24 protein-coding genes are annotated in these 24466 nt (G+C 52.0%); 5 read left to right on the top strand and 19 right to left on the bottom strand.

The window, feature by feature from the left end; all coding sequences use genetic code 11:
* Positions 1–57: 57 nt before the first annotated feature.
* The 3 genes from gpM to BEI65_RS01330 form a co-directional block, all read right to left on the bottom strand.
* Positions 58–804 carry a phage terminase small subunit gene (gene gpM / locus BEI65_RS01320; protein ID WP_099061770.1) on the bottom strand — a complete coding sequence of 249 codons (747 nt, stop codon included), beginning with the start codon at positions 802–804 and terminating at the stop codon, positions 58–60.
* A gap of 3 nt (positions 805–807) precedes the next feature.
* Positions 808–2001: a phage major capsid protein, P2 family gene (locus BEI65_RS01325; protein WP_099061771.1), complete on the bottom strand. Its 1194-nt coding sequence runs from the start codon at positions 1999–2001 to the stop codon at positions 808–810.
* 70 nt (positions 2002–2071) lie between these two features.
* Complete coding sequence (locus BEI65_RS01330; protein WP_099061772.1) at positions 2072–2917, bottom strand: GPO family capsid scaffolding protein; 846 nt, start codon at positions 2915–2917, stop codon at positions 2072–2074.
* A gap of 160 nt (positions 2918–3077) precedes the next feature.
* On the opposite strand from BEI65_RS01330, the gene BEI65_RS01335 reads away from it, so the two are divergent.
* The gene (locus BEI65_RS01335; RefSeq protein WP_099061773.1) at positions 3078–4850 is read left to right on the top strand and encodes a terminase ATPase subunit family protein; all 1773 of its coding nucleotides are present in this window, start codon (positions 3078–3080) and stop codon (positions 4848–4850) included.
* Positions 4847–5884 (top strand): phage portal protein, encoded by a 1038-nt coding sequence (locus tag BEI65_RS01340; protein ID WP_099061774.1) that lies wholly within the window; start codon positions 4847–4849, stop codon positions 5882–5884. The genes BEI65_RS01335 and BEI65_RS01340 overlap by 4 nt, the downstream gene beginning before the upstream one ends.
* Positions 5885–6265: 381 nt before the next feature.
* Here the strand turns inward: BEI65_RS01340 and BEI65_RS01345 are convergent, their stop codons facing one another.
* From BEI65_RS01345 to BEI65_RS01395, 10 genes are all read right to left on the bottom strand, one after another.
* Positions 6266–8467: a S8 family peptidase gene (locus tag BEI65_RS01345; protein WP_099061775.1), complete on the bottom strand. Its 2202-nt coding sequence runs from the start codon at positions 8465–8467 to the stop codon at positions 6266–6268.
* Complete coding sequence (locus tag BEI65_RS01350) at positions 8467–9552, bottom strand: AAA family ATPase (protein WP_099061776.1); 1086 nt, start codon at positions 9550–9552, stop codon at positions 8467–8469. The genes BEI65_RS01345 and BEI65_RS01350 overlap by 1 nt, the downstream gene beginning before the upstream one ends.
* Before the next feature lie 185 nt (positions 9553–9737).
* Entirely contained in the window at positions 9738–12041 is a 2304-nt protein-coding gene (locus BEI65_RS01355; RefSeq protein WP_099061777.1) for a replication endonuclease, read from the bottom strand.
* A complete protein-coding gene (locus BEI65_RS01360) occupies positions 12038–12250 on the bottom strand; it encodes a hypothetical protein (protein ID WP_099061778.1) in 213 nt (70 codons plus the stop codon). Before BEI65_RS01360 ends, BEI65_RS01355 begins: the two co-directional genes overlap by 4 nt.
* Entirely contained in the window at positions 12240–12530 is a 291-nt protein-coding gene (locus tag BEI65_RS01365) for a DUF5405 family protein (RefSeq protein ID WP_099061779.1), read from the bottom strand. The genes BEI65_RS01360 and BEI65_RS01365 overlap by 11 nt, the downstream gene beginning before the upstream one ends.
* A 2-nt stretch (positions 12531–12532) precedes the next feature.
* Complete coding sequence (locus BEI65_RS01370; RefSeq protein WP_099061780.1) at positions 12533–12751, bottom strand: TraR/DksA family transcriptional regulator; 219 nt, start codon at positions 12749–12751, stop codon at positions 12533–12535.
* 2 nt (positions 12752–12753) lie between these two features.
* Positions 12754–13053 (bottom strand): DUF5405 family protein, encoded by a 300-nt coding sequence (locus BEI65_RS01375; protein WP_099061781.1) that lies wholly within the window; start codon positions 13051–13053, stop codon positions 12754–12756.
* Positions 13046–13297 carry a DUF2732 family protein gene (locus BEI65_RS01380; RefSeq protein WP_369804727.1) on the bottom strand — a complete coding sequence of 84 codons (252 nt, stop codon included), beginning with the start codon at positions 13295–13297 and terminating at the stop codon, positions 13046–13048. Before BEI65_RS01380 ends, BEI65_RS01375 begins: the two co-directional genes overlap by 8 nt.
* Positions 13298–13366: 69 nt before the next feature.
* On the bottom strand, positions 13367–13867 hold the full coding sequence (locus BEI65_RS01385) for a replication protein B (RefSeq protein ID WP_099061783.1): 501 nt from the start codon (positions 13865–13867) through the stop codon (positions 13367–13369).
* A gap of 174 nt (positions 13868–14041) precedes the next feature.
* Entirely contained in the window at positions 14042–14404 is a 363-nt protein-coding gene (locus BEI65_RS01395; RefSeq protein WP_099061785.1) for a Cox family DNA-binding protein, read from the bottom strand.
* A gap of 111 nt (positions 14405–14515) precedes the next feature.
* On the opposite strand from BEI65_RS01395, the gene BEI65_RS01400 reads away from it, so the two are divergent.
* The 3 genes from BEI65_RS01400 to pflA all read left to right on the top strand — a co-directional run bounded on the left by BEI65_RS01400 (position 14516) and on the right by pflA (position 16703).
* Complete coding sequence (locus BEI65_RS01400; protein ID WP_099061820.1) at positions 14516–14815, top strand: helix-turn-helix domain-containing protein; 300 nt, start codon at positions 14516–14518, stop codon at positions 14813–14815.
* Positions 14816–14878: 63 nt separating this feature from the next.
* Positions 14879–15865 (top strand): tyrosine-type recombinase/integrase, encoded by a 987-nt coding sequence (locus BEI65_RS01405; RefSeq protein ID WP_099061786.1) that lies wholly within the window; start codon positions 14879–14881, stop codon positions 15863–15865.
* Positions 15866–15962: 97 nt separating this feature from the next.
* The gene (gene pflA, locus BEI65_RS01410) at positions 15963–16703 is read left to right on the top strand and encodes a pyruvate formate lyase 1-activating protein (RefSeq protein WP_085116064.1); all 741 of its coding nucleotides are present in this window, start codon (positions 15963–15965) and stop codon (positions 16701–16703) included.
* Positions 16704–16754: 51 nt separating this feature from the next.
* Here the strand turns inward: pflA and BEI65_RS01415 are convergent, their stop codons facing one another.
* From BEI65_RS01415 to serS, 6 genes are all read right to left on the bottom strand, one after another.
* Entirely contained in the window at positions 16755–17900 is a 1146-nt protein-coding gene (locus tag BEI65_RS01415; protein ID WP_099061787.1) for an MFS transporter, read from the bottom strand.
* Between the two features lie 372 nt (positions 17901–18272).
* Complete coding sequence (dmsD, locus tag BEI65_RS01420; protein WP_085116062.1) at positions 18273–18890, bottom strand: Tat proofreading chaperone DmsD; 618 nt, start codon at positions 18888–18890, stop codon at positions 18273–18275.
* Positions 18891–18939: 49 nt separating this feature from the next.
* Entirely contained in the window at positions 18940–19800 is an 861-nt protein-coding gene (locus tag BEI65_RS01425; RefSeq protein ID WP_099061788.1) for a DmsC/YnfH family molybdoenzyme membrane anchor subunit, read from the bottom strand.
* 1 nt (position 19801) lies between these two features.
* Positions 19802–20419, bottom strand: a complete 618-nt coding sequence (locus BEI65_RS01430) for a DMSO/selenate family reductase complex B subunit (RefSeq protein ID WP_085116061.1) — start codon at positions 20417–20419, stop codon at positions 19802–19804.
* 10 nt (positions 20420–20429) lie between these two features.
* A complete protein-coding gene (ynfE, locus tag BEI65_RS01435) occupies positions 20430–22883 on the bottom strand; it encodes a selenate/tellurate reductase subunit YnfE (protein WP_099061789.1) in 2454 nt (817 codons plus the stop codon).
* Positions 22884–23152: 269 nt separating this feature from the next.
* Positions 23153–24445: a serine--tRNA ligase gene (serS, locus tag BEI65_RS01440; RefSeq protein WP_099061790.1), complete on the bottom strand. Its 1293-nt coding sequence runs from the start codon at positions 24443–24445 to the stop codon at positions 23153–23155.
* Positions 24446–24466: the final 21 nt, after the last annotated feature.

The raw sequence follows: 24466 nt of genomic DNA on the forward strand, positions 1-24466 counted from the left end.
TTGATAAGTCAAAAGACACTCGCGGCCATCGTGCCGCCCGGCACGGGGTGCGTTCTGTTAACCGGCGGTTTTTACCGCCTTGCGTGGTCGTCCGCGTTTGGCCGGGGTAGCGGCGGCCTTACGCGTGCGCGTGGTTGTTCTTTTTGCGGCGGGCGCGGGCTTCGGCTTGAGGGCGCTCTCGCATTTTTGGATCTCTTTTTTCACCCCGGCATTGCTGTCGAGCTGCATTGCGCGGACGAGGTACTCCAGCGCCTGCGCTGGGTCACCGCTGTCACTCAACATAAGACCGGCCACCTTGTAGAGCTTGGCCTTGACCATGTCAGGCATATCCTCGGCGGCGGTCATTTCGATGGCGGTGCGCAGGTCATCGATGCTGGCCGGGCTTCCCGCCTTGCGGCTGCGTTCTGCCGACAGTGCCACCTCTTCGGCAAACAGATACGCGACCGGCCGTTTGTTGTTCGGCACCTTAAGACGGTATTTCAGGGCATAAGGCGCAATGTCCAGCGCGCCGGGAATGTCATCGGCGTCGAGTTTCCACTGCATGACCGTCATCAGAATGTCATCCTGCGCCCCCCGACCCTCGGCCAGCACACCCGCCACCCATGGCGCGTATAACGGCAACATGGCGCGCTTGTGGTCGGCCTTTCTCTCAACAGAATGGATAAGTTTCAGCTTGGTGCGGTCTGCGGCCAGCTTGACGAGCATTTGCTCGTAGGCGGTGGCATGGCGCAGCGGATTATCCACCCGCTGCGCGGCCTCCACGGCCGAGACCCGCATCATGTGACGCTGTGCGGGACTCGTCATGGTTTACTCGCCGCCTTCTGGTTGAGTTTCCGGGGTTGCTGTCGGTTGAGCCGCAGCGCCTTGAACTGCCAGCACGATAGCGTCAGCCAGCGCATTGATATCCGCGCCGGATGACTGCTGGATCACATTCGGTGCCATAGCGGCCGATTTTTCAGTCGGGGCGGGCAGCAGCTCGATGTTTTCAATCAGGCAACCGGCCGGATAGTCTTCGACCACATAGTCAATTTTCATCGACTCGTAGTTCTCGACGCGGTCACGCTTGGCGTTCTCTTCAATGTGACGACGGTGACTGTCATCCATGATGTAAATCGACAGATTGGCGAGCGTGGTGATAAAGATGGCGTTAGCCGGGAAGAACGGCACGCGCACCGCAGGCAGGTTACCGATGCGCTTCTGACTGACAATCACGTCGGCGGCCAGTGCCTCGGTGTTGGGTTGCGCTTGGTTAACCAACGGGAAGTATTTGTCGGCCAGCAATTTACGGCCACAAATCACCACAAGGTCGGGCGATTCCTGATGCCATGGTGCAATCAGGTTGTTAGTCGCATCCATCACCACCGCGTCGAGGTTGGCATAATCGCCGCCCTTGCCAATGCGAATGACCGTCGAAATTACCGCGCCATCCTCACCGGTGATGTTACTCATCACACGCGACGGGGCTTCGTTACGGTATTTCTGCAACCAACCCACCGCCACATCCTGCAGCATCGGATTTTTGGCACGGTCAGAGGTCGCCGCGCGATGGGTGCCGTTGAACCCTGCCATGATGAAATCCAGTGCCTGACGCTTGGCGATGGCGTTGCGAATGCGTAACTGGAAATCCTGATAGCGCGCCCACAAATCAAGCTGGTTATAGCGCAGATGGAAATCAAAGTTCACCTGCTGGCACTCGTATTTATTGGACTCCAGCGAGGTGAAATCCGCGGTCTGACGCTCTTTGCCGCCGTCGGTGTCGGTGGTGCTGGCAATCGAGCCGTTAACACCCACGCCGACCTTCTCACCTTTCAGCTCGTCAACCGGGGTCATGTTGATGCGGGTCAGGAACTCGGAGGACTCCTGTACGATGTTCATCAGCGATTGCGTCACTGACGGCTCTACGCTGAATTTTTTGCCGACATCGGCGACATCTGTGATGCCATTCAGCTTGGCAACCTGTTGCAGATAGGCGTTAAATTGAAAGCGGGTCTTTGTCTTCATTGCATTATCCTGATTCGATTAATTCGGGTTACTTCACAGCGGCACGCCACGCGCACCGCCCTGGCTGTTATCAGCAGTTGGTCAACAGACTGTCTTCACCGTTGCCGCCGGAGGCTTTCGGGCGTCGCTGTTGGCTCAAGCTCTCGGTGGTGTCGAGGGTGATTTGAAGCTCGGAAAACTGTTCCTGACCGGCCGTTACCTCACCTTTCAGCCCTGCTATTTCCTGCTCAAGCTGGGCAAACCGCGTTTCGGCGCTGTCGCCGTTGGTTTGCACCTGCTCGGCGATAACGGTGACCGCGTCATGCACATCGCTGAATCGCGCGTCATCGCTGATTTGTTTACGGCTGAACATGCCTTTTACACGGTCGGTCAGATTGGTCAGCAGACTGTCAGGCAGCTCCTCAAATTCCAGCAGCACCTCAGTCGCCACCGAGAACACATCACCCGGCTCGGCTTTTTTACCGGCCAGCGGGTTAGTCTTGGCGCGGGAACAGAATTCGAGGTATTCGGTGCCGAGGCTGGCCGGGTCATCAGTGACCGCCAGACCGACGAGGTAGCATTTGCCGGTGTTGGCAAAGTTCGGGCGGATTTCCATGGAGGTGTAAACTTTCTGGCTGGCCTTGACCATGCCGACCAGTTCGTCGGTCGGGGTCATTTTGGCGAACAGCGCCCACTTGCCATTGAGGATAGAGTCGTCATCAATCTTCTCGGCCTTCAACTCGACCACGTCGCCGAGGCGCTTAAAATCGCCGTTGGGAAACAGCCCTTTGATGTGCTCCAGATTGATACGGCAACCATAAACACGCGGGTCAAAACCGCCTGCCATTTCCTGAATATCATTACCGTCAATCACGCGGCCGTCACAGGTGTCGCCCTCGACACCAATGCGGAACCATTTCGATACTTTCTTTGCCATGAGCCATTGTCCTGAGTGGTTAAGGTCGGGGCTAGTTTCCCGACTGACCACCCTCACGGCCAGCGACTGCCGACGGACTATCCCCCAGACAACAGCACATTAGCGCGCGGCCGTCGTGGCTTGCGTAGCCTTGCCCTCGTCATCCACATGAGGGCATATCATGCAAATCCAGACCGACACCTCGCTACTCAGCGACCCGCGCCGACAGGCCGCGTTGCTGTACTGGCAAGGTTTCTCCGTGAAGCAAATCGCGGAAATGTTGAAGCAGAAAGCACCCACGGTGCAGAGCTGGAAACAGCGGGAAAAATGGGACGATATCGCGCCGATTTCCCGCGTGGAGTCCAGCATCGAGGCGCGAATGGTGCAGCTCGTTCTCAAGACCAAAAAAGAGGGCAGCGACTACAAAGAAATTGACCTGTTAGGCCGCCAGATTGAGCGACTTGCGCGCGTCAGTCGCTACATGAATTCCGGCAACGAAGCCGACCTCAACCCCAACGTTGCCAACCGCAACAAAGGTGAGCGCAAAAAGCCCACAAAGAACTATTTCAGCGATGAGGCTATCGCAAAGCTTGAGGATATTTTTTACGACGAGTCTTTCGATTATCAGCTCGGCTGGCACAAGGCCGGACTGGCGCACCGCATCCGCGATATTCTGAAATCACGCCAGATTGGAGCGACCTTCTATTTTTCCCGAGAGTCACTGCTGCACGCGCTTAAAACCGGCCATAACCAGATATTCCTGTCAGCAAGCAAAACGCAGGCCTATGTATTCCGCGAATACATTATTCAGTTTGCCCGGCGGGTTGACGTTGAGCTGACCGGTGACCCGATTGTGCTCGGCAATAACGGCGCTAAGCTGATTTTTCTCGGCACCAACTCCAACACCGCGCAGAGCCATAACGGCGACCTGCTGGTCGATGAAATCTTTTGGATCCCCAACTTCCAAAAGCTGCGCAAAGTGGCCTCCGGCATGGCCTCGCAAAAGCACCTCCGGTCGACCTACTTTTCCACCCCGTCAACGCTGGCACATGGCGCGTTTCCGTTCTGGTCTGGTGAGCTGTTTAACAAGGGCCGCAAAAACGCCAGCGAACACGTCGAGATCGATATCAGCCACCGCGCGTTAGCGGCCGGTAAGCTGTGCGACGACGGTCAATGGCGGCAAATCGTTACCATTGAAGACGCCCTGCGTGGCGGCTGTAACCTGTTTGACCTCGACGTGCTGAAACGCGAGAACAGCGCCGAGGATTTCCGCAACCTGTTCATGTGTGAATTTGTCGACGATAGCGCGTCAGTGTTCCCGTTTGAAGAGTTACAGGGCTGCATGGTCGACAGTCTTGTCGAATGGACGGACGTTAACCCCTACGCTGACCGGCCATTCGGTGACCGTCCGGTGTGGGTCGGCTATGACCCGGCGCACTCCGGCGATAGCGCCGGTTGCGTGGTGCTGGCTCCGCCGATGGTGACGGGCGGTAAGTTCCGCATACTGGAGCGCCACCAGTGGAAAGGTATGGACTTTGCCACGCAGGCCGAATCTATCCGCAAACTGACCGCGAAATACAACGTGGAATATATCGGCATCGATGCCACCGGCATCGGGCAAGGCGTTTTCCAGTTGGTGCGCGCCTTCTACCCGGCCGCCCGTGAAATCCGCTACAACGCCGAGGTGAAAACAGCCATGGTGCTCAAGGCAAAAGACACTATCGGCAGCGGCCGGCTGGAATACGACACCGCCTACACCGATATCACCAAATCGTTTATGGCCATCCGCAAAACCATGACCGCCAGCGGCCGAGGCATGACCTACGAGGCTAGTCGCAGCGAGGAAGCCAGTCACGCCGACGTCGCGTGGGCAACCATGCACGCGCTGTTAAATGAACCCCTGACCGCCGCCAACGGCCAGCCCTCTAAATCTATTCTGGACTTCAACCGATGAGCAAACGTAATCGCAACCGCAACAAGGGAAAAGAGACTCTGACTGTTGCAGAGCCTGACCAGAAAATGCAGGCGTTTACCTTTGGTGAGCCGTCGGCCGTTCTGGATCGCCGCGAGATTCTGGATTACACCGAGTGCGTCGGTAACGGCAAATGGATTGAACCGCCTATCAGCTTCTCCGGGCTGGCGAAAAGCCTGCGCGCAGCCGTTCACCACAGCTCGCCGATTTATGTGAAGCGCAACATTTTAGCAAGCACCTACATCACGCATCCCCTGCTATCACAGCAAGATTTCAGCCGGTTTGTGTTGGATTATTTGGTGTTCGGCAACGCTTTTTTAGAGAAGCGCCAGAGCGTGAGCGGCAAGCTGTTGAAGCTGGAGACCTCCCCGGCCAAATACACCCGGCGCGGTGTTGAACCCGGCGTTTATTGGTTTGTGCAATCGTTCGTTGAGCCGCACCCGTTCGCCGCGAACAGCGTTTTCCACCTGTTGGAGCCGGATATCAACCAAGAGCTGTACGGGATGCCGGAATATCTGTCGGCGCTCAATTCTGCCTGGCTGAATGAATCCGCCACGCTGTTCCGCCGCAAGTATTACCAGAACGGCGCGCACGCGGGCTATATCATGTACGTGACGGACGCTGCGCAGAACAATACCGATGTGGAAGCGCTGCGCGATGCGATGAGCGACTCGAAAGGCATGGGGAATTTTAAAAACCTGTTTTTCTACGCGCCGAACGGAAAGCCCGACGGTATCAAGATTGTGCCGCTCAGCGAGGTGGCGACGAAGGATGATTTTTTTAACATCAAAAAGGTCAGCGCCGCCGACCTGCTGGACGCCCACCGCATCCCCTATCAACTGATGGGCGGTAAGCCGGAGAACGTCGGGTCAGTGGGCGACGTGGAGAAGGCCGCAAGGGTGTTTGTCCGCAATGAGCTGACGCCGCTACAGCAACGCATCACTGAGGTGAATGACTGGATCGGCGAGGAGGTCATCCGCTTTAAAAAATACACCCTCGACAACGACGACGAATGATAAACCGGCCGCCTGATTGGCGGCTTTTTCATACCCACCCGCAAACGCCCTCTGACGCCCACCACCGCCCGCGCCACTGCACGCACCCACGAATCAAACCGGAACACCAAAACGGCATCACGACGCGCTGACGCCGTCAATTCTGATAATTAAATACGTGCCTGCGCGCAATGCTATCCCCGCCACGCCTGCCCGCTTCATGGGTCGGTTTTAATGCAGTTGCCTGAAACGACGAAAGCCGCGCCAGTATTGGCGCGGTGTAGGAAAATACATAATCTGAACAAAATGCAAAAACATGCAGCATAGATGAAAAAAATGCTGAGTTAGCCACTTTATTTTTAGTAATATAATCAAGGCCCTCTCAAAGATGGCCTTACTATATTAGGACTGGATATTAATTTGAGTTCTGAGTTGAATTGGGTTCAAAACATCATATCGCTGCCTGATTATATTATACATATCCAAACCAGCCACTTTTACGCTGATAACCATAGCATATTGCATATCTGGAGCCGACTTACCACTAACATTACGTGACGAGTCTCTGGCGTGATATTTAATGTCAAAGGCAGGATCGCTAAGCACTGTGTCAACATTGAATTTCTTGCTTCTATGGAGACAAGTTTCCCATTTATGCCCTTCACTTCTGCACTCTCTTTCTGTTTGATACTGGCTGTTTTTACCAAAAAAATCGACGGTATCTGTATCTGCCAACCCCAAACGAGGCCTAAATGTGACCTGCATTCCAGCTCTTGTGTAATTGATAGAATGCTCCGGATCTACAGGGGTCTGGATACACAACGTCGCAGTTAATTCAAAAGACTCACTGAAAGGCACATCAGGAAATGGTATTGGTGCCCTAAGGTATTTACCTTTAGCCAATGAGCCATAATAAATAATAGTTGCAGTATCATCCTTACAATCTATTAAAATATTTGGGTCTTCACTTAAACGCCCCCAACCTATATGTTCCCTCGGGCATTTTTTTGATTTTTCGGCATGATGAACCAATAGTGCCTTTAATGCTATTGTATTCAATGGACTACCAGATAACGCTGCAACCCCAGCGACAGTTCTTAAAGCTAATGGAGATGCATAACTTGTCCCCTGAACTCCTACAATCGAACCGAGCAAGGGATTATAGGTATAAAATAACTCGTCATCGCTACCCCCAAATATAATCCCATCAGGCTTGACGAATCCGGGACTTCTTCCAGGCCCAATACAGCTATATGGAGCACGTCCCCACTTGTCACCACTGCGGTCTGCCGCACCAATTGACAGGGCGTTAACCATATCGGAAGGAGGCTGAATTCTTGCTGCATCCCCCTCCTCATTACCATCATTACCAACCGCCACAGTTAAAAGAATGCCATGCTTAACACAAAGCTGGTCTAAAACAGCCGTCCAGACATGAATTTCATCATCACCAATTGGTAAGTGCGGACCAATGCTTAAATTCGCAAATTTATAATCACCAGTATCCAGAACCGATTGTATTTTCTTTAGGACATCGAACAAATCCCAATCACCATTACTGCCTGAAGTAGGCGAAAGCACACGATAATGGTCAACATTCATAAATGGTTGATTAAAAGATGGGGATTTTTCATCCACCCTACCAAATAAGAACGTTGATGTTACTTCATTCCCATGCTGCAACAAATAACCCACCGTATCCTGTGTATCTGGATAGGCGTATTCTGTCACCCATTGATTAAGGTCTGTCGTCCCCAAGCCCCCATCGAAAATCGCAATTCTCTCGGTACCTAAAATTGCGTTTTCTGTAGGTAACTCTGGTGTAACAATACCTGATATTTTTCTTACAATATTAGGTTGAGTACACCTTAAAGCAGGCATTGGCCTTACAACTCTAATCAATGAGAAATCAAGCACCTTTCTCATATTGTGAGGGGTCGAATGAGCAACCAAAAAAGTTAGACCGCCAACTTGTATTCTACTTTTATAATCAACAGCGATGTCAAATTCGGATGCATATGTCATGAACGCTTTGACAATGTCATCATCCTCAGCGCCAGCATGCAGAACAACCTCAAACTTACCTACATTTTCGTTTGCATATTGGAAGTTCCTCTCCCTATCTGCAATATCAAAAAAATCAATACGTTCAATCTCGATAAACTCGTCCTTTAAATACTTTGGCGAAGAGTTATCATTCAATATTTGTTTGAATTTACCAATCGAATCTTCATTACCACTCACAAAAAGCTGAGCGGTCACCAGTGGTTTATTTACATCACACTTTCTGGCTGCCTTCTTTGGTGTAATGATTAGCTGTCGGCTGCCTACATCCCTCAACCCAGAGACTCTCAAAATATCCTCTGGAAAATAGCTCTTCCCAAGGAACGCTGGGTGCAAAGTTAAATTAAAAACACTTTCCCCGCGCGGCTTAGCCAACTTGCTAAGAGATTCGAATTTTCTTACCACCTCATCCAACTCGGGGTTAATTTTTTCCCTAACCTCGGCTAAAGTATAAGGTAGTCTTTTTCCATCACGCCCTTTAGGAAGGGGCTCAGTTGATGTTAATACATTACCGTTACCAAGTAATAAATTTCGTTCCATTATTTAACCCCCCATTCCTTCAAAATTTTAGAAACTGTTGGATGAGAAACACCAACTAATTCAGCAATTTTTCTATTAGATCCGCCCTCTAAAAAATACTGTAATATTCTAAGCTCGTTATGCCCTATATCTTTAGAGTGGCCACACTCACTGATAGATGCATCTATCAGTGAACTTTCAAAAGGCACTGCTGATAGCACTTCATTTTTCTTAGAGAAGTTTATCAACCTACTTATTATTGCAAAAGAAACACCATCAAGAATAAGTGATAAACGTTCTGACAGGAGTTCACTTACGCCATGATTTTCAAGATATAATTTTATAAGCTTAACTGATGGATTACCAAAGTTCAATACATGTTCAAATCTACGCCATACAGCCGGATCAAGAATGTCCGGGTGATTTGTGGCAGCCACTAACAGAGATGTTGCGGGCCACTCATCAATAGTTTGCAGTAAAACAGTAACCAAGCGTTTTAATTCACCTACATCCCTATCATCATCACGACGCTTAGCCACAGCATCGAATTCATCTAATAATAATATGCATGGTGATTCTTTAGCGTAATCCATAACGGATTTTATATTACTTCCTGTCTTACCTAGCAACGAACTCATTACCGTTGATAAATCTAACGTGAGAAGTGGCAAGTTCAGTTTCGATGCCAACCAGTGCGCAGACATTGTTTTCCCCACTCCCGGAGGCCCAGAAAGCAATACTGTTTTAACTGGCTCCAACCCTGCCTTTAGGAGAGGCTCAACATTCTCTCTCTCTTTAACAATTGCATGGAGTTTTCGTGCAATATCGTCATTCCAAACAGGTTCTTCCGCTAAAGCTACGAGAGACGCTTCTTGAAGCAAAGAACGGCGAGAGTCGCCATCTACAGGCATAGGCTTTGGAGGATTTGAAACACCACGCACAACGTTAGTATCAGAAATTAATTTGGCCAGTCTTGAGGCTAGCTCTTCATCATTCTTCTTTAGATTGCTAATCATTCTGCGGCAAAGCAACATGAAGGCATTGGCGTTACCCTTGATACCTTGCTCCACAAGCTTGAGAAGCTCCTCCTCTCTCACATTTACCATAAAAACCTCTTATAATTCAATTTCGTAACCACAATGGTAACTGGAATCACTATCCACACGCAGAATATTACCACTTTACACAAGCATTTTTGAAGCCAAATCTTTAGTTTTTACTGTACAAATAATCATGAAATCTGATTGACCTATACCTTTGAATTAGTTTGGCTCTCCTTCTAGGTGGTTTGTTAATCAGAGAACCCCTGCCAGCCTTGTAGCACTGGGTATGATATTTCTTTGTCGCCAAAAATCACCCTAGCTCCCCGCGTCAGGGCTCTCAACTCCCAACGCTCGGCAATAATGTCCTGCTGCGCGAGCTCAAGCCGGACTTGCGGAATCCTTGCCCGTTCTGCCGGAGTCAGACGTGCCGATGGCGCATCATTTCGCGATTTCCTACGGTTCCGGGCGATTTCTTGGTGGTTGCCCTTCGGTGATTGCTGCCTTAGAGCCTCTCTCATCGTCTTGGCAACGTCGGCGTCATTCCAGCTAACATCCCCGCCCTCAATCAAATTCATCACCGCCGTGACATATTCAGGCGTTGCTACCTGCATATCTGGATCAGGTTCTCGCTGAACCTCCCCACAGTTATTGACAGGACTCCGAGGCGCGCCGGAGGCGCTTTTTAAAGTCAAAGGATTAACGTCAACATCAACAGCCTTGCGAACAATGCGCCATTCTGTTGACCGGGTTTCGTGGATATGACCTGCGCCAAGGTGCGGGGCAAAAATGCCGACAACCTTTTGCACCTCTTCGTCATAAGCGTTCGGCTCATCTGCCACCTTGCGGGCTACGCGAACGGTCTGCACATCACGTGGAACATTTGCGCCGCCCTGCCCGGCTATATAGGCGGAAAAGTCTCCAGCATCAGCCGCCGCACGTACTGCCTCGACTCGCTCATCAAAGGAATCAGACAGGCTCACGCCACGAAGGCAAGCGGCCCGGCACTCACGGTAAGCGCCCATGGTGGGAACGCCAATAGGCTGAAACTGCGGGATGCGCCACGTTGACGCCCAGGACGTCACCGCCGCGGCCATATCGCGCAGCGGCTTGCCGGTGTCGTGGTCAATCTGGCCATCGAGCGCATAACCGTCGATATTTTTGGCGATGTATTTGGCGATATACCCCGCCGCACCGCCCTTGTTCATGTGCTTGGCTTCAAATCGGTTCTTTGCCGCACCTCGCTCGTCGCCGTCCTCTTTCAAGGCATAGCGGCGCATGATATCGATGACGTCCTGACGCTGCTTGCGCTGGCAAAAAAGCATCATATGCCAGTGCGGTGTACCGTCATGATGCGGCTCAACGACACGCATACCGTAAACGCTCAAATCGTTGTCTTTAAACGCGGTGCGCATCTTGCTCCAGATGTGCACAAGATAACGCTGGCCGTCTTTCGGTGAAAAAGCCTCTAAATCCCAGTTGTGGTTAAACTGGACTTTTTCAGCCCCTTCTTTGCCGACGACGCGGGTCGGGTGGTATTTCGACGGGGTGGTGATAGTGATAAACATGCCGACATGCTGCTCGCTGGCGGCATATTTCTCGATCCCTGCGATGGTGCTCATCAGCTCCATACGTCGAATTTCCGGGTTAGAAATGCTCGCCATCACTTTATCAATCAGGTCAACGCGCTCGCCGGTGGCGACGTTCTCCAGTTCGCACCCTTTCAGGTAATCCATATTGGCAAGCCGCCGAGCCTGCACCTCACGGATAGCCTGCTTACTCGCGTAAGGGTGTTTTTTGAGGTTCACTTCACCGGCCGCAATGAGCAACGCCTCACGCCAGCGCATGCGCTGGGCTTTCAACTGGCGCTCCCACCACTCGGAGTTAACAAGGCGTGACAAACTGGCAACCGCTGATGTAGCGTCCAGCCTACCTTTGAGGTATTTGCGCCAGTGCATCGGAGTAATGTTAAACGCCCGTGCCATAAGCGCGATACGTCCATAGAATTCAGCCTGAACACTGTTGCTGATTAGCTGAGAATTATCCCCGTTATTCTCAGCGATAAACTCCTCGCAATAGCGGTCATAATTTTGCAGCAACTGACCGGCAACGCGGTCAGCAAAGCGGCGCAACTCCTTGTCATCCATACCCGGTAGGCGCGCATAGTTGTCTACCTCCGCCATAAAGCGCAGCGACGAGTAAAGTCTCATCGCATTTTTACCGTTAACGATTTCAATGCGCGGCCAGATGCGGCGCTCAAACTGGAGAACAAGCCACTTATTAGCGGCGTGCAGGCCCTGCTCTTTCAGCAAGAATGAATGACGCCCCAAAAAGATACTGCTGAGGAAATGCGGTAAGGAGTGGATTTTACGCAAAACAGCTTGCCCCTGAGCGTGTTGCTCACGGGTAAGCGGTCTTTCTTTTCTAATGGCTGATTTTGGGGCGTTCCATGAGTGAACACCGACGAACGGCTCGCCGGAGGTTGTAGCGAATGGCGGCGGCGGTGAGGGGGCTATACGCCCCCTTGCCTCTCTTTGTTCGCTGGCGTTGTTCATTTCTGCTTCCGGTTAGCCTGCCACTCAAACGACACAACCATTAAGAACAGAATCAGCGGAACACCCCACGCCGGGGACGTAACCTGCAACCATGAACCATAGGGAACAAAACCCATGACTTTTAGGGTTGATAAAATAATCGCGGCGGCATAAGCGCCCCACGAAAAATGAGATGTTACGGCCATTACAAATTGCTGTTTAGTTGTCATTTTTTTCTACCGTGTAGTGAGTTGAAAAAGCCTCTTGGCAAAGCTCGCCAATACGACCAATCTCAGCGGCCAGACTGGCAATGCTGGTGACGGTTGAGTCACGAACGTGGTGATGCAACAGCCCAGAAACCAACTGCGTGACCGTCGGGTAATAACCAACTGCGTCGAGCCACACCTCGCCCGCCTTACCGCCGGTTTTAACCAGCTTCTTTTGGTTCAAAATAAACTGATGGGCGTCGCTGGTGACGACCCAGTCCTTGCCGATAGGAATGCGCAGCATGATTACCCCCTGAAATGCTTGGTTTGTTGTTCGTGGATGGTCTGGCAGGACACGCAACGGGTCACACCGGGAAAAGCTGCACGACGTGCGGCCGGGATAGCTTGGTCGCACTCCTCGCAAATTGACGCAGACACTCCGCCTCCTTTAATCCGTGCCGCTTTAATTTGTGCGGTGAGCGTCTCCTGCTGGCGCTGTTGCACCAAATCCATTAAATCCGGCATCGTTATAGCTCCGATTCGTTATTCAGTTGATTGAGTGCCTGCTGGCCCAACTCCGCAATACGGTGCGATTCTTTCATCACGTCACTAATGCTGGTAATCGTTTTAAGATAAACACCACGTTTCACAGAAAGATTAATAAGGTCAGCAACCAGTTTTAACTCGCTCGCGTAAATAGCTCTAGTTGGGTAGTGTTTTTCTTTTGTCTCTTTATCCGTTTTCACTTCGGCCAGAATTAAACTACCCGCCTTCATTTTCATGATGGCGAACACGTTATTTATTTCCACATAATGACGTTCAGCCATGATTAAAGCCCTGCCTATTGACGCGGCCTTCATGGTCAAATTTCTCCGACTCTTGACGCAGTAGTTCAATAATCTCAATGCTAGACAGGTGATTGACGGCGGCATGTGTTGCGAGGCGGTCAAGGTGAGATGAGAAGCTAACAGCGGCATCGGCCCTTGCTTCAACGCGTGCGTTGTTCAACATAAAATTACGTGAGTCCGCATCAGCCTTATTTCGCATTTCTTGGCCCACGGTTTTATACATGTGCATAGAGAACTCCAGATAAAAGAATGCCCGACGCAATAAAGCGCCTTTAAATTTAGAACAAGTTAATTAATGGAAATATGCTTCGGGTTTAACCGAGGTTAATATAGTGGGCGCATGGTCAAATAAATTAAATAGCTCACGCAACGCTCTAAATAAAGCCTCGCGCCATGTGCAAGCCTCGTCATCAATACGCCAGTACGGCTGATTATATTCAGCCTCAGTTAGCCCAGCATGCAGAAATAAAGTGCGCCTTTGGCTGATAGTCAGTCGGCCAATAAAACCAGACTTACTAATGCCGTGTTTACGATAGGTAGCGAAGGCACTGCGAAGCTCATCAATGGCGCAAACAACGCGCTCACGTTCGCAGTCACCCATTTCCTCCAGTCGCATAACAGCATGGCGCTGCTTTAAGTCCGCGTGAAAACAGACCGTCAGGCGCTCACGCTCCATCATCTGATTGTAAAAATTACAGGTGCTTTTCCAGCGAGGAGCAGCAAGGCGTTCCCCGACTAAAGCACGCAGCCCGGCGGGCTGGTTGCGAACAATACCGGCTGTGATAGCTGTCATTTTGAAAAGCCCCGCAGTGCTGATTTGATGGAGGAGATCCAACGGGTAGCCCGACAGGTACGAATGACGATACCTTTCCGGCCCTTGCCATGGGTGATAGTGATATCAAGCACGCGGCCGGTCTGATGGTTCCAGAGCATCGGAGCGATTGAGATAGGTCGCTGGCTCATTGTATTAAGCTGCATTGTGACTGCGCCCCCGGCCCGGTTTGCTGGTGCTGATGCGGTCTTTCCATCCGTGCCACTCTTCAGCGGCTTCCTCAACCAGTTGGTCGGCGTACTTGTCCCATTCTTTCCTGTTAATCCACAGCTCCGCATTGCTTCCCGGCTTCAATGGGTCTGCCATATAAAACGCTGGGAGTTTTCCAGCCTTGGCCATAGCAACGATGGCCGCCGGAGTCTTACCGACATAAAGAGCAAAACCCTCTTTCGACAACAGTGTGGAAGGTTGCATTGAGAGGCTGATAGCGCGCTTCTTCGCGCTTTCATCCATGTCGGCCGCATCTTCCTGAGTAATGGTTTTAGCTTCGTTACGCATTTGCTATCCTCCGCGTAGGTTTACATACTTTCTATGTAGAACCACTTAGAACCAGCCTAGCTATACATGGCTGCATTGAATTTACACACAAGATAGTGAGATTAAATGCAAGTGTCAATATCGATAGCAGAGAAGATAAAACTCATCCGTGAATCAGAGCGTCTAACTCAGCGTCAAATGGCTGAATTAACTGGAATTCCTCATGGTTCATTCTTCCAATATGAACAAGGTCGCAGCAAGCCTGGCTTAGAAGCCACTATCAAAATTTTCCAACATCCTCAATTCCGTAAGTATCGGGATTGGTTCATGTTCGATGAGATCAATCCCGAGGCCGGTCAAATTGCACCGGTTCTCGCACACTTTGGGCAAGACTCAACAACATCACCCCAATCCGGCCAAAAGAATGGCTAACTGTTTATAAAGAATACATTTTCACAATTTGTTTCCAAGACGAATGCGTCGGAGGGCTGTCTTATGTCGATTAAGAAGCTCGATGATGGTCGTTATGAAGTGGACGTCAGACCGCAGGGAGCCGAGGGAAAACGGATCCGGCGGAAGTTTGAAACCAAAGGCGAGGCGTCAATTTTTGAACGTCACATATTGGTTAATTTTCACAACAAAGAATGGGTCGAAAAGCCAGCAGATCGCCGTAAATTGACGGCGTTATTAGACCGTTGGTGGGTGTATCACGGCAAGAGTCACATCAGAGGGGAGATAGAGCACGGCCGGTTAAAGGCAATCATTGCGAAACTAGCTGAAATGGGAGTATCCAGAGCGGATCAGTTAACGAGGAAAGCTATCTTAGATTACCGAGTCCATATGCTGAATCAAGGGCTGAAAGCTTCTAGCGTTAATCGCCACCATGCGATTTTAAGCGGAATGTTTACTAAGCTAATTGATGCTGAGGAGTATCACTCACAGCATCCGTTTAAGGACATAAAGCAGTTTAAAGAACCTGAATCAGAAATGGCTTTCCTTGCAAAAGAGGAAATCTGCACTCTTCTTGATCTGCTCGATGGTGATGACCGTAAAGCTGTATTAATTTGTTTGGCGACTGGTGGGCGCTGGGGCGAGGTTGCTAGTTTGAAGGGTGAGCACATCATCAACAACATGTTAACGTTCATGAAGACGAAGAACGGTAAACGCCGCACAATTCCTCTGTCGGCCGAGTTGGTTAGTCAGGTGAAAATCAAGGCTACTGGCCTGTTGTATAGCCCAGATTATAAGAACGTTCGAAATGTGCTCCGCCGGATGAAGCCAGACCTCCCCGATGGTCAGGCAGTACATGTGTTTAGGCACACATTCGCCACACATTTTATGATGAATGGGGGTAACATTATTACATTGCAGAGGATACTCGGGCACTCAACGATACAGCAGACCATGATTTACGCGCATTTTGCGCCAGACTTTTTACATGATGCTGTAGCGTTAAATCCGCTCAATGGAATGTCCATATAATGTCCACCAAGCAGCACTATTTAGCACTATTTGAGACCATATAAATATGACAAACGATTGTATTATAAAGGAAACCCCTGATGCAGCAGGGGCCGCGATGTCAGTGACAGGTCGCATCCACTCCTTCGAATCCTGTGGCACCGTAGATGGCCCAGGGATCCGCTTTATCGTTTTCTTCCAGGGCTGCCTGATGCGCTGCCTGTATTGCCACAACCGTGATACCTGGGATACCCACGGTGGGAAAGAAGTCACCGTTGAAGAACTGATGAAAGACACCGTCTCTTATCGCCACTTTATGAATGCCTCCGGTGGTGGTGTTACGGCTTCCGGTGGCGAGGCTATCCTGCAGGCCGAATTCGTCCGTGATTGGTTCCGGGCTTGTCATGAAGAAGGTATCAACACCTGTCTGGACACCAACGGTTTTGTACGACGTTACGATCCGGTGATCGACGAACTGCTGGATGCCACCGACCTGGTGATGCTGGATCTCAAACAGATGAACGACGACATTCACCAGAATCTGGTCGGCGTTTCTAACCACCGCACGCTGGAATTCGCCCGCTATTTGGCGAAGCGCAATCAGCGCACCTGGATCCGTTATGTGGTAGTGCCGGGTTGGTCAGATGATGACAAGTCAACGCACCTGCTGGGTGAGTTCACCAAGGACATGACCAACATCGAGAAAATCGAACTGCTGCCTTACCACGAACTGGGCAAGCACAAGTGGGTAGCGATGGGGGAAGAGTACAAGCTGGACGGGGTTCATCCGCCGAAAGCGGACACTATGGAGCGCGTCAAAGGTATTCTGGAAAGCTACGGCCACAAAGTGATGTACTGATCCGCTAGCAACAACAAAAAACCCGGCACGGTATGGCCGGGTTTTTTATGCTCAGGCGGCAGCAAACGGAGTGTGTTGCGGGTCCGGCTTTTTCAATAGCATCATCAGATAAACCAGAGCCACCGCGGCGATCATCACAAACAGCGATTGGTCGGAATAATTTTGCATCAGTAGCGCCGTCATCGACGGGCCGATCAGGCTGCCGATGGTGTAACTCATCAATAGCGCCTGGTTCATTGCCACCAGCTCATGCGGCAACGTCTTCTCACAAGCCCAGGACATCGCCACCGGATACAGGGTAAAGCCGGCACAGCCGAGAATAAACAGCGATGGTGCCATGGCAGAGTGACTGAGCATCGCCACGCTGGCGAGGATCACCACAAACACCTGAATGCGCAGTACCAGCAGGCGGCCATAGCGGTCAGCCAGTCGCCCCACCGGCCATTGACCAACAATGCCGGAGCTGACCAGCAGCGCCATCCAGTAACCGACGTTGGCATCACTCATCCCCTGATGGGATAAATACAGCGGCATCAGACCATACAGTGAACCAAGCACAATCCCGGAGATGATGCAGCCATTGATACCCAACCGGGCACTGCGGCGTTTCAGCATCGGCCATACCGCGGCCTGTTGGGGTTCATCGTGCTGGCTGTTCACCCGGGCAAACAACATCGGCAACATGGCGCTGATCACAATGGCAGTCACCCAAGGCACCACGTTCAACAGTTCGGTAGACACCATACTCAACAGCAGTTGGCCGACCACCGTACCGAGGTAGTAAACCATCATATAGGCCGCCAGCAGTTGGCCACGGTTGGAAAGATTACCGCTGCGCAGTAAGGCGCTCTCAACAATCACCCAAATCCAGGCACAGCCGATACCGGCAAAGAAACGCCACCCCATCCAACTCCAGAAATCAAGCGACAACGCCATACCGGCGGTCGCCACGGCGAACACCACGCAGGCAAGATGATAGCTGCGGGTAAAGCCAATGCGCTGGATCAGTTTGCCCGCAATCAGCGTGCCGAACAGATTGCCGGTAAAGTAAGAAGAACTTACCATTCCCACCTGCCCGGTTGACAACTGAGCATGGGTTAACCAAAGAGGAACTAACGTATTCAATACGGCAATAGAAACCGTGAGCAACAACAGGCCACAGAGCAGCAGGAGCACTGGGCGGGAATATGCGGACATAGTGAGATTAAAACCGAACGCGCAATGAGAGTGCGCGCATCATGCCACTGGCGATAAAAAAGTCAATCAGCTCTTATCAGTACACCGCACAATTTGTATTACACAGGCTGGCAGACGCAAAAACCTTTATGCTGAGTGCTGATAAATCTCGCGGGGAGGAAGGACATGATGGAAAGCAAAACAGAGACTGCCGTCACTACACTGTTGAGTGATATTGCCAGCACCCACGCTGAGCTTTTACCGGTGATTCAGCGCGTTCGCCAACTGGCCACCGCCTTGGGTGACAATGTCTGCGAATCGGTACGTTTCGCCGTATGCCGAACCGATGAACAGCCGCCGGCGTTTGTACGCCTGACGGCCGTTCATTTTTTATCAGAAATGCAGGTCCAAAGACTCAACTTCGGCAGTGCATTCTTCACCCCAGGCGCTCAGGGTAATTTGCGCCAATTGCGCCAGCCCCTGATAGAAAGGATGCTGCGCATTTGCCTGCAACAATTCCAGATAGCGCGGAGCCCAAGGCAGCACATGTTTGGTCAGCAGCTGTTCAACCAGCCCACCCTGACGTTCTTCAGCTAACCATGCCACCATCATCAACAAGGTGCCGATGTGATCTTCCGGCTCATTGCGATCGTGTTGCGCATCAATGCCATTCGAACGTAACCACCGGCGCAGACGCAGGGTGGAATTGCCAAACAGCACGTTCTCTTTGTCCAGATACACCGAACCCCATAACGGAGCCGGTAAGGTGTCAGGCCCGACAAACAGACGTTGGTAAGCCTCTGCCAACGACTCCTCTTGCTCATCTTCAATCCCGGTAGCGATCAGTGCTGCCGCAGTCTGCAACTGCTCGGCGTCGCCATACGGCCATTCTTTGACCCACTCAGATTCAGACAAGGTTGCCAACAACTGTTGACCGTCTTCACTTTCTGGCGGTGCATACAACAACACACCCAGCACCCGGCCCGTTAAAGCGATATTTTCAAGCGTCATAAATCAAGGATCCTATTAAGGGCACAGCGAACTGTGCCTGACTACAATATTAACCGGCTACCGCCATGCCAACGGTCATATGCAGGCCGTAGAACACACCACGCCCTACCAGCTCACCAGCGATAACCAAAATCAAACCTAAAACCATCCCCATCACGCTCGCGTTACCCCGGCGCAACAGTGGGCAAATCCAACAACCTAAACCTAACACCACCAATACCAGCCGCCCAACCATTAACTGGCCGTATTGAGGGATCAACGTTGATGCCTGCTGTACCGAGCTGGTGATACTGGCCAACTCATAGCCTTGCATCATCACCGCACCCAGGCTTACCAACAGCGCCACTACGCTCAGAATAGCCAGCGAGTAGCGGGCCGATACCGCTAATCCAGCCGCACGCAGTAACAGAACGCCCAGCAATGGCCCGCCGATCAGCGTCGTCAGGAAAAAGTTCAGCGTAGTGTAACCGTTATGCCAGGTTGGCACAGTATCGATTTGATACACCCGCGTCATGGCGTAAACAAAGACTATGCCCAACGCCATAGTCACCCACAGCCACACTTTGCCCAACGCCGCTGGCATTTTGCCCAGCACCGCCAGTAACCAATAGACCCCCCCGACGGCGAAGAACAACGCGCCACCGGCAATTTCGTTGCTCAACGCCGACGCGCCGACGCGGTTTAAAGAGTTAAACGCCCGTAACGGTGAACCCAGGTGCAGGGTAGATGCGACAAAAGCGATGCCCATCAGCAACCATAAGAAGAACATTGAGCGATGCACCGCCCGGTCCTGCTGCTGGTTCAGATTGCCACCGATCACCGCAATTCCCATAACGATGATCGCCCCCACCACAGATTGCCCCAATACGGTAAACAGCATCAGCGGCCATTCATGCCATCCCATGCCCATATTAAACCTCCTTCGGATTGGCCAGATAACCCGTGGTATCACCACTCGGTCGGCTATTGGCATTGGGTTTCAGCACGATGCACGGCCGGGTAAAATGCGCCGCCGGCAGCGGGGCCACCTGTGCCAAAGTGCCATGCTGCTGACGTAGTTGCTCGATAGGACCAAAATCCAGGGCCCGCAGCGGGCAGGACTCCACGCAGATAGGCTTGTTGCCTTCTGCCACTCGCTCATGGCAACCATCGCATTTGGTCATGTGCCCTTTGGCCGCATTGTACTGCGGCGCGCCGTACGGACAGGCCATGTGGCAATAGCGACACCCAATACACACCTCTTCATTCACCACCACAAAGCCATCTTCCCGTTTGTGCATCGCACCGGTCGGGCACACTTTGGTACAGGCGGGATCTTCACAATGGTTGCAGGCGATCGACAAATAATAGGCAAACACGTTTTGTTGCCAGCCTTCGCCATCCTGTTGCCAATCGCCTCCGGCATATTCATAGATGCGGCGGAAGCTGACATCCGGCGTCAGGTTTTTATAGTCCTTGCAGGCCAGTTCGCAGGTTTTGCAGCCGGTGCAACGACTTGAATCGATAAAGAATCCATATTGCTGAGTCATTGGCTACCCCTTATACCTTTTCGATTTGAATCAGATTGGTATGCTGCGGATTCCCCTTCGCCAAAGGCGAGGGACGATGGCTGGTCAGGGTATTCATGCAGGCGCCATGATCGACCCGATCACCGCTCATATCCGCCTGATGCCAGGCTCCCTGGCCCATGGCTACCACACCCGGCATGATGCGCGGCGTTACCTTGGCTTCGACCCGTACTTCGCCACGGCCGTTGAACACCCGCACCTTGTCACCGGCGAGGATCCCACGCGATTGCGCATCCAGTGGGTTGATCCACACTTCCTGGCGGCAGGCCGCCTGCAAAATATCGATATTGCCGTACGAGGAGTGGGTGCGCGCCTTGTAGTGAAAGCCAAACATTTGCAGCGGGTAGGTTTTACGCAGCGGATCGTCCCAGCCTTCAAAGGTAGAGGCATAAACCGGTAACGGGCTGATGGTTTCGTCTTTCTCCAGTTGCCAGTCATTGGCAATCTCAGCCAGTCGGCTGGAATAGATTTCTATCTTGCCGGACGGCGTTTTTAACGGGTTCGCTTCCGGATCCTGACGGAAATTTTTGTAAGCCACGAAATGGCCATTGGGATCTTTACGCTTGTAGATCCCCATGCTGCGCAACGCTTCATAGCCCGGCAGCAGGGGATCCCGCGCCTGCATTTTGGCGTACAAATACTGTAGCCATTGCGCCTGGGTACGCCCTTCGGTGAATTTCTGATGCACCTCTGGCCCCAAACGACGCGCCACTTCACTCAGCACCTCATAGATGCCCTTACGTTCGAATTTGGCGGAAGTGGCGGGTTGAATAAAGATCAGATAGCCCATGTTACCGGCATAGTCGTTGGGAATAATGTCTTCCTGTTCGACGGTCATCAGATCCGGCAGCAGAATATCGGCATATTTTGCCGACGAGGTCATAAAGTTTTCCAGCACCACTATCATTTCGCATTGGGAATCGTCCTGCAAAATATCGTGGGTTTTATTGATGTCGGAGTGCTGGTTGGTGATGGTATTACCGGCATAGTTCCAGATGAACTTGATCGGTACGTTCAGTTTATCCTGGCCACGAACCCCATCGCGCCTGGCGGTCATTTCCGGGCCTCGTGCAATGGCATCAGTCCAGCTAAAACAGGAGATTTGCGCTTTGACCGGGTTGGTCAATACCGGCATACGCTCAATGGTGATGGTATAGGTGGATTCACGCGCCCCACTGTTGCCGCCATTAATGCCAACATTTCCGGTCAGAATCGGCAACATGGCGATGGCCCGAGAGGTCAATTCACCGTTGGCCTGCCGCTGCGGCCCCCAGCCCTGGCAAATATAGGCCGGTTTCGCGCTGCCTATTTCCCTTGCCAGTTTGATAATGCGATCTGTCGGAATGCCGGTAATTTTTGCCGCCCACTGCGGCGTTTTTTCAACGCCATCCTCGCCCAGCCCAAGAATATAGGCCTTGTAATGGCCATTTACCGGAGCATCGGCAGGTAAGGTTTTTTCGTCGTAGCCAACGCAATATTGGTCCAGGAAGGGTTGATCGACCAGATTCTCGCTGATCAACACGTGCGCCAGTCCAGCCACTAATGCCGCATCCGTACCTGGCCGAATCGGGATCCATTCATCCTCACGTCCGGCGGCAGTATCGGTATAACGTGGATCGATAACGATCATCCGTGCATTAGAGCGTTCACGCGCCTGCTCCAGATAATAGGTAATACCGCCACCACTCATCCGCGTTTCCGCCGGGTTATTACCGAACATCACCACCAATTTGCTGTTTTCAATATCCGAGGTGCTGTTACCTTCATTGCTGCCATAGGTGTAAGGCATGGCGCAGGCGATTTGCGCGGTGCTGTAAGTGCCATACTGGCTCAGGTAACCGCCATAGCAATTCATCAGACGGGCGACCAGTGAAGCATTCGGCGATGAGCGGGTAATATTGCCGCCGACAATGCCCGAGGTGTAATTGATATACACCGCCTCGTTGCCATATTGCCCGACAATCCGCTTCAGGTTGTTGGCGATGGCATCATAAGCTTCGTCCCAGCTGATACGTTTGAATTTGCCTTCACCCCGTTTACCGACGCGCTTCATGGGATAATTCAGGCGGTCAGGATGGTTCATTCGGCGACGAATAGAACGACCGCGTAAACAGGCTCGCACCTGGTGGTCGCCATATTCATCCAGGCCGGTATTATCGGTTTCGACCCAATAAACTTCGTCGTCGCGGACGTGTAAACGCAAGGCACAGCGACTGCCACAGTTAACCGAACAAGCGCCCCAGACGACTTTGTCCTGTGCGGTTTGTAGCACACTTTCACTGATTGAAACCGCTAAAGCACGCCGGCTAAAGGGCAATGCGATACCCCCGACGGCCAGCGCCAACCCGACTATGCCGCTGGATTTTACCAACGTACGACGGCTGAATCCCCCGGACTCCTGACGGTTTGTTTTGTTTTCCGACATAACTCACTCCACGTTTTACCCTGGTATTGATAAACGTCATGCCCTTGATTCAAGGCAGCGATCAGAGGAGACAGATCCGATGTCTGTTGATGAGCCTGAGAAAAGCCCTCCTCTATGAGTGGATATTACTCAGAAGTGAGTAGTGAACTTTGTCTGCTATCAATAAAGCGGGGGAAGTATCTGAAAGAAAAAGGGCTTTCGAACAAAGGGGTAACAATTTTCTTATAAAAAAAGCGCCCGTAGGCGCTTTTCGTGGAACAGCTAACTTATTAACCGATATATTCCAGGCCACCCATATATGGGCGTAATACTTCTGGTACCTGAATACGGCCATCGGCCTGCTGGTAGTTTTCCAGCACCGCCACCAGCGTACGACCTACTGCCAGACCAGAACCGTTCAGCGTATGCACCAGGCGCGGCTTCTTCTCGGTTTTGCTGCGGCAGCGGGCTTGCATACGGCGCGCCTGATAATCCCACATGTTGGAGCAAGACGAGATCTCACGGTAAGTGTCCTGCGCCGGCAGCCACACTTCCAGATCGTAGGTCTTGCATGAGCCTGCACCCATATCACCGGTACACAGCAACATTTTGCGGTATGGCAGGTTCAGCAACTGCAGCACTTTCTCTGCATGACCGGTCAGCTCTTCCAGCGTAGCCATAGAGTCTTCCGGACGGACGATCTGCACCATCTCAACTTTGTCGAACTGGTGCATGCGGATCAAACCACGTGTGTCACGGCCATAAGAACCGGCTTCGGCACGGAAACAAGGCGTATGCGCGGTCAACTTCAGCGGCAGAGATTCCTCTTCCAGGATCTCGTCGCGCACCAGGTTGGTCAATGGTACTTCTGCCGTTGGGATCAGCGCATAGTTGCTGCTGTCGGACTCTTCTTCCAGCGGTTTGGTGTGGAACAAGTCTTCACCAAACTTCGGCAACTGGCCAGTACCGTACAGCGTGGCATGGTTAACCAGATAAGGAACGTAGGTTTCCTGGTAGCCGTGCTGTTCGGTATGCAGATCCAGCATGAACTGGGATAACGCACGGTGCATGCGGGCGATTTGCCCTTTCATCACCACAAAGCGTGAACCCGTCAGTTTTACCGCCGCGGCAAAGTCCAGACCCCCGGCCATTTCGCCCAGGTCGACGTGATCGCGCACCTGGAAATCGTACTGGCGCGGTTCGCCCCAGCGGCTGACTTCCTGGTTATCGCTGTCGTCTTTGCCGTCTGGCACTTCATCGTCAGGCAGGTTCGGGATCGCCAACGCATAGTCACGGATTTCAGCCTGCAGCTGGTCCAGCGCGGCCTTGGCCGTGTCCAGCTTGTCACCCAGTTCGTTTACTTCGCGACGCAGCGGCTCAATGTCTTCCCCGCGCGCTTTAGCCGCGCCGATGGATTTCGATCGGGAGTTACGTTCTGCCTGCAGCGTTTCGGTTTCTACCTGCAGAACTTTGCGACGCTCTTCTTGAGAACGCAGCAGATCCAGATCGAGTTTAAAGCCTCGGCGAGCCAGTTTGACGGCGACTGCGTCTAGCTCATTACGCAGCAGATTGGGATCGAGCATGCTAATCCTGTGCTTATTGTT

Origin of the sequence: Serratia sp. BW106, assembly GCF_002607755.1 — a bacterium.
Taxonomy (GTDB): domain Bacteria; phylum Pseudomonadota; class Gammaproteobacteria; order Enterobacterales; family Enterobacteriaceae; genus Serratia; species Serratia proteamaculans.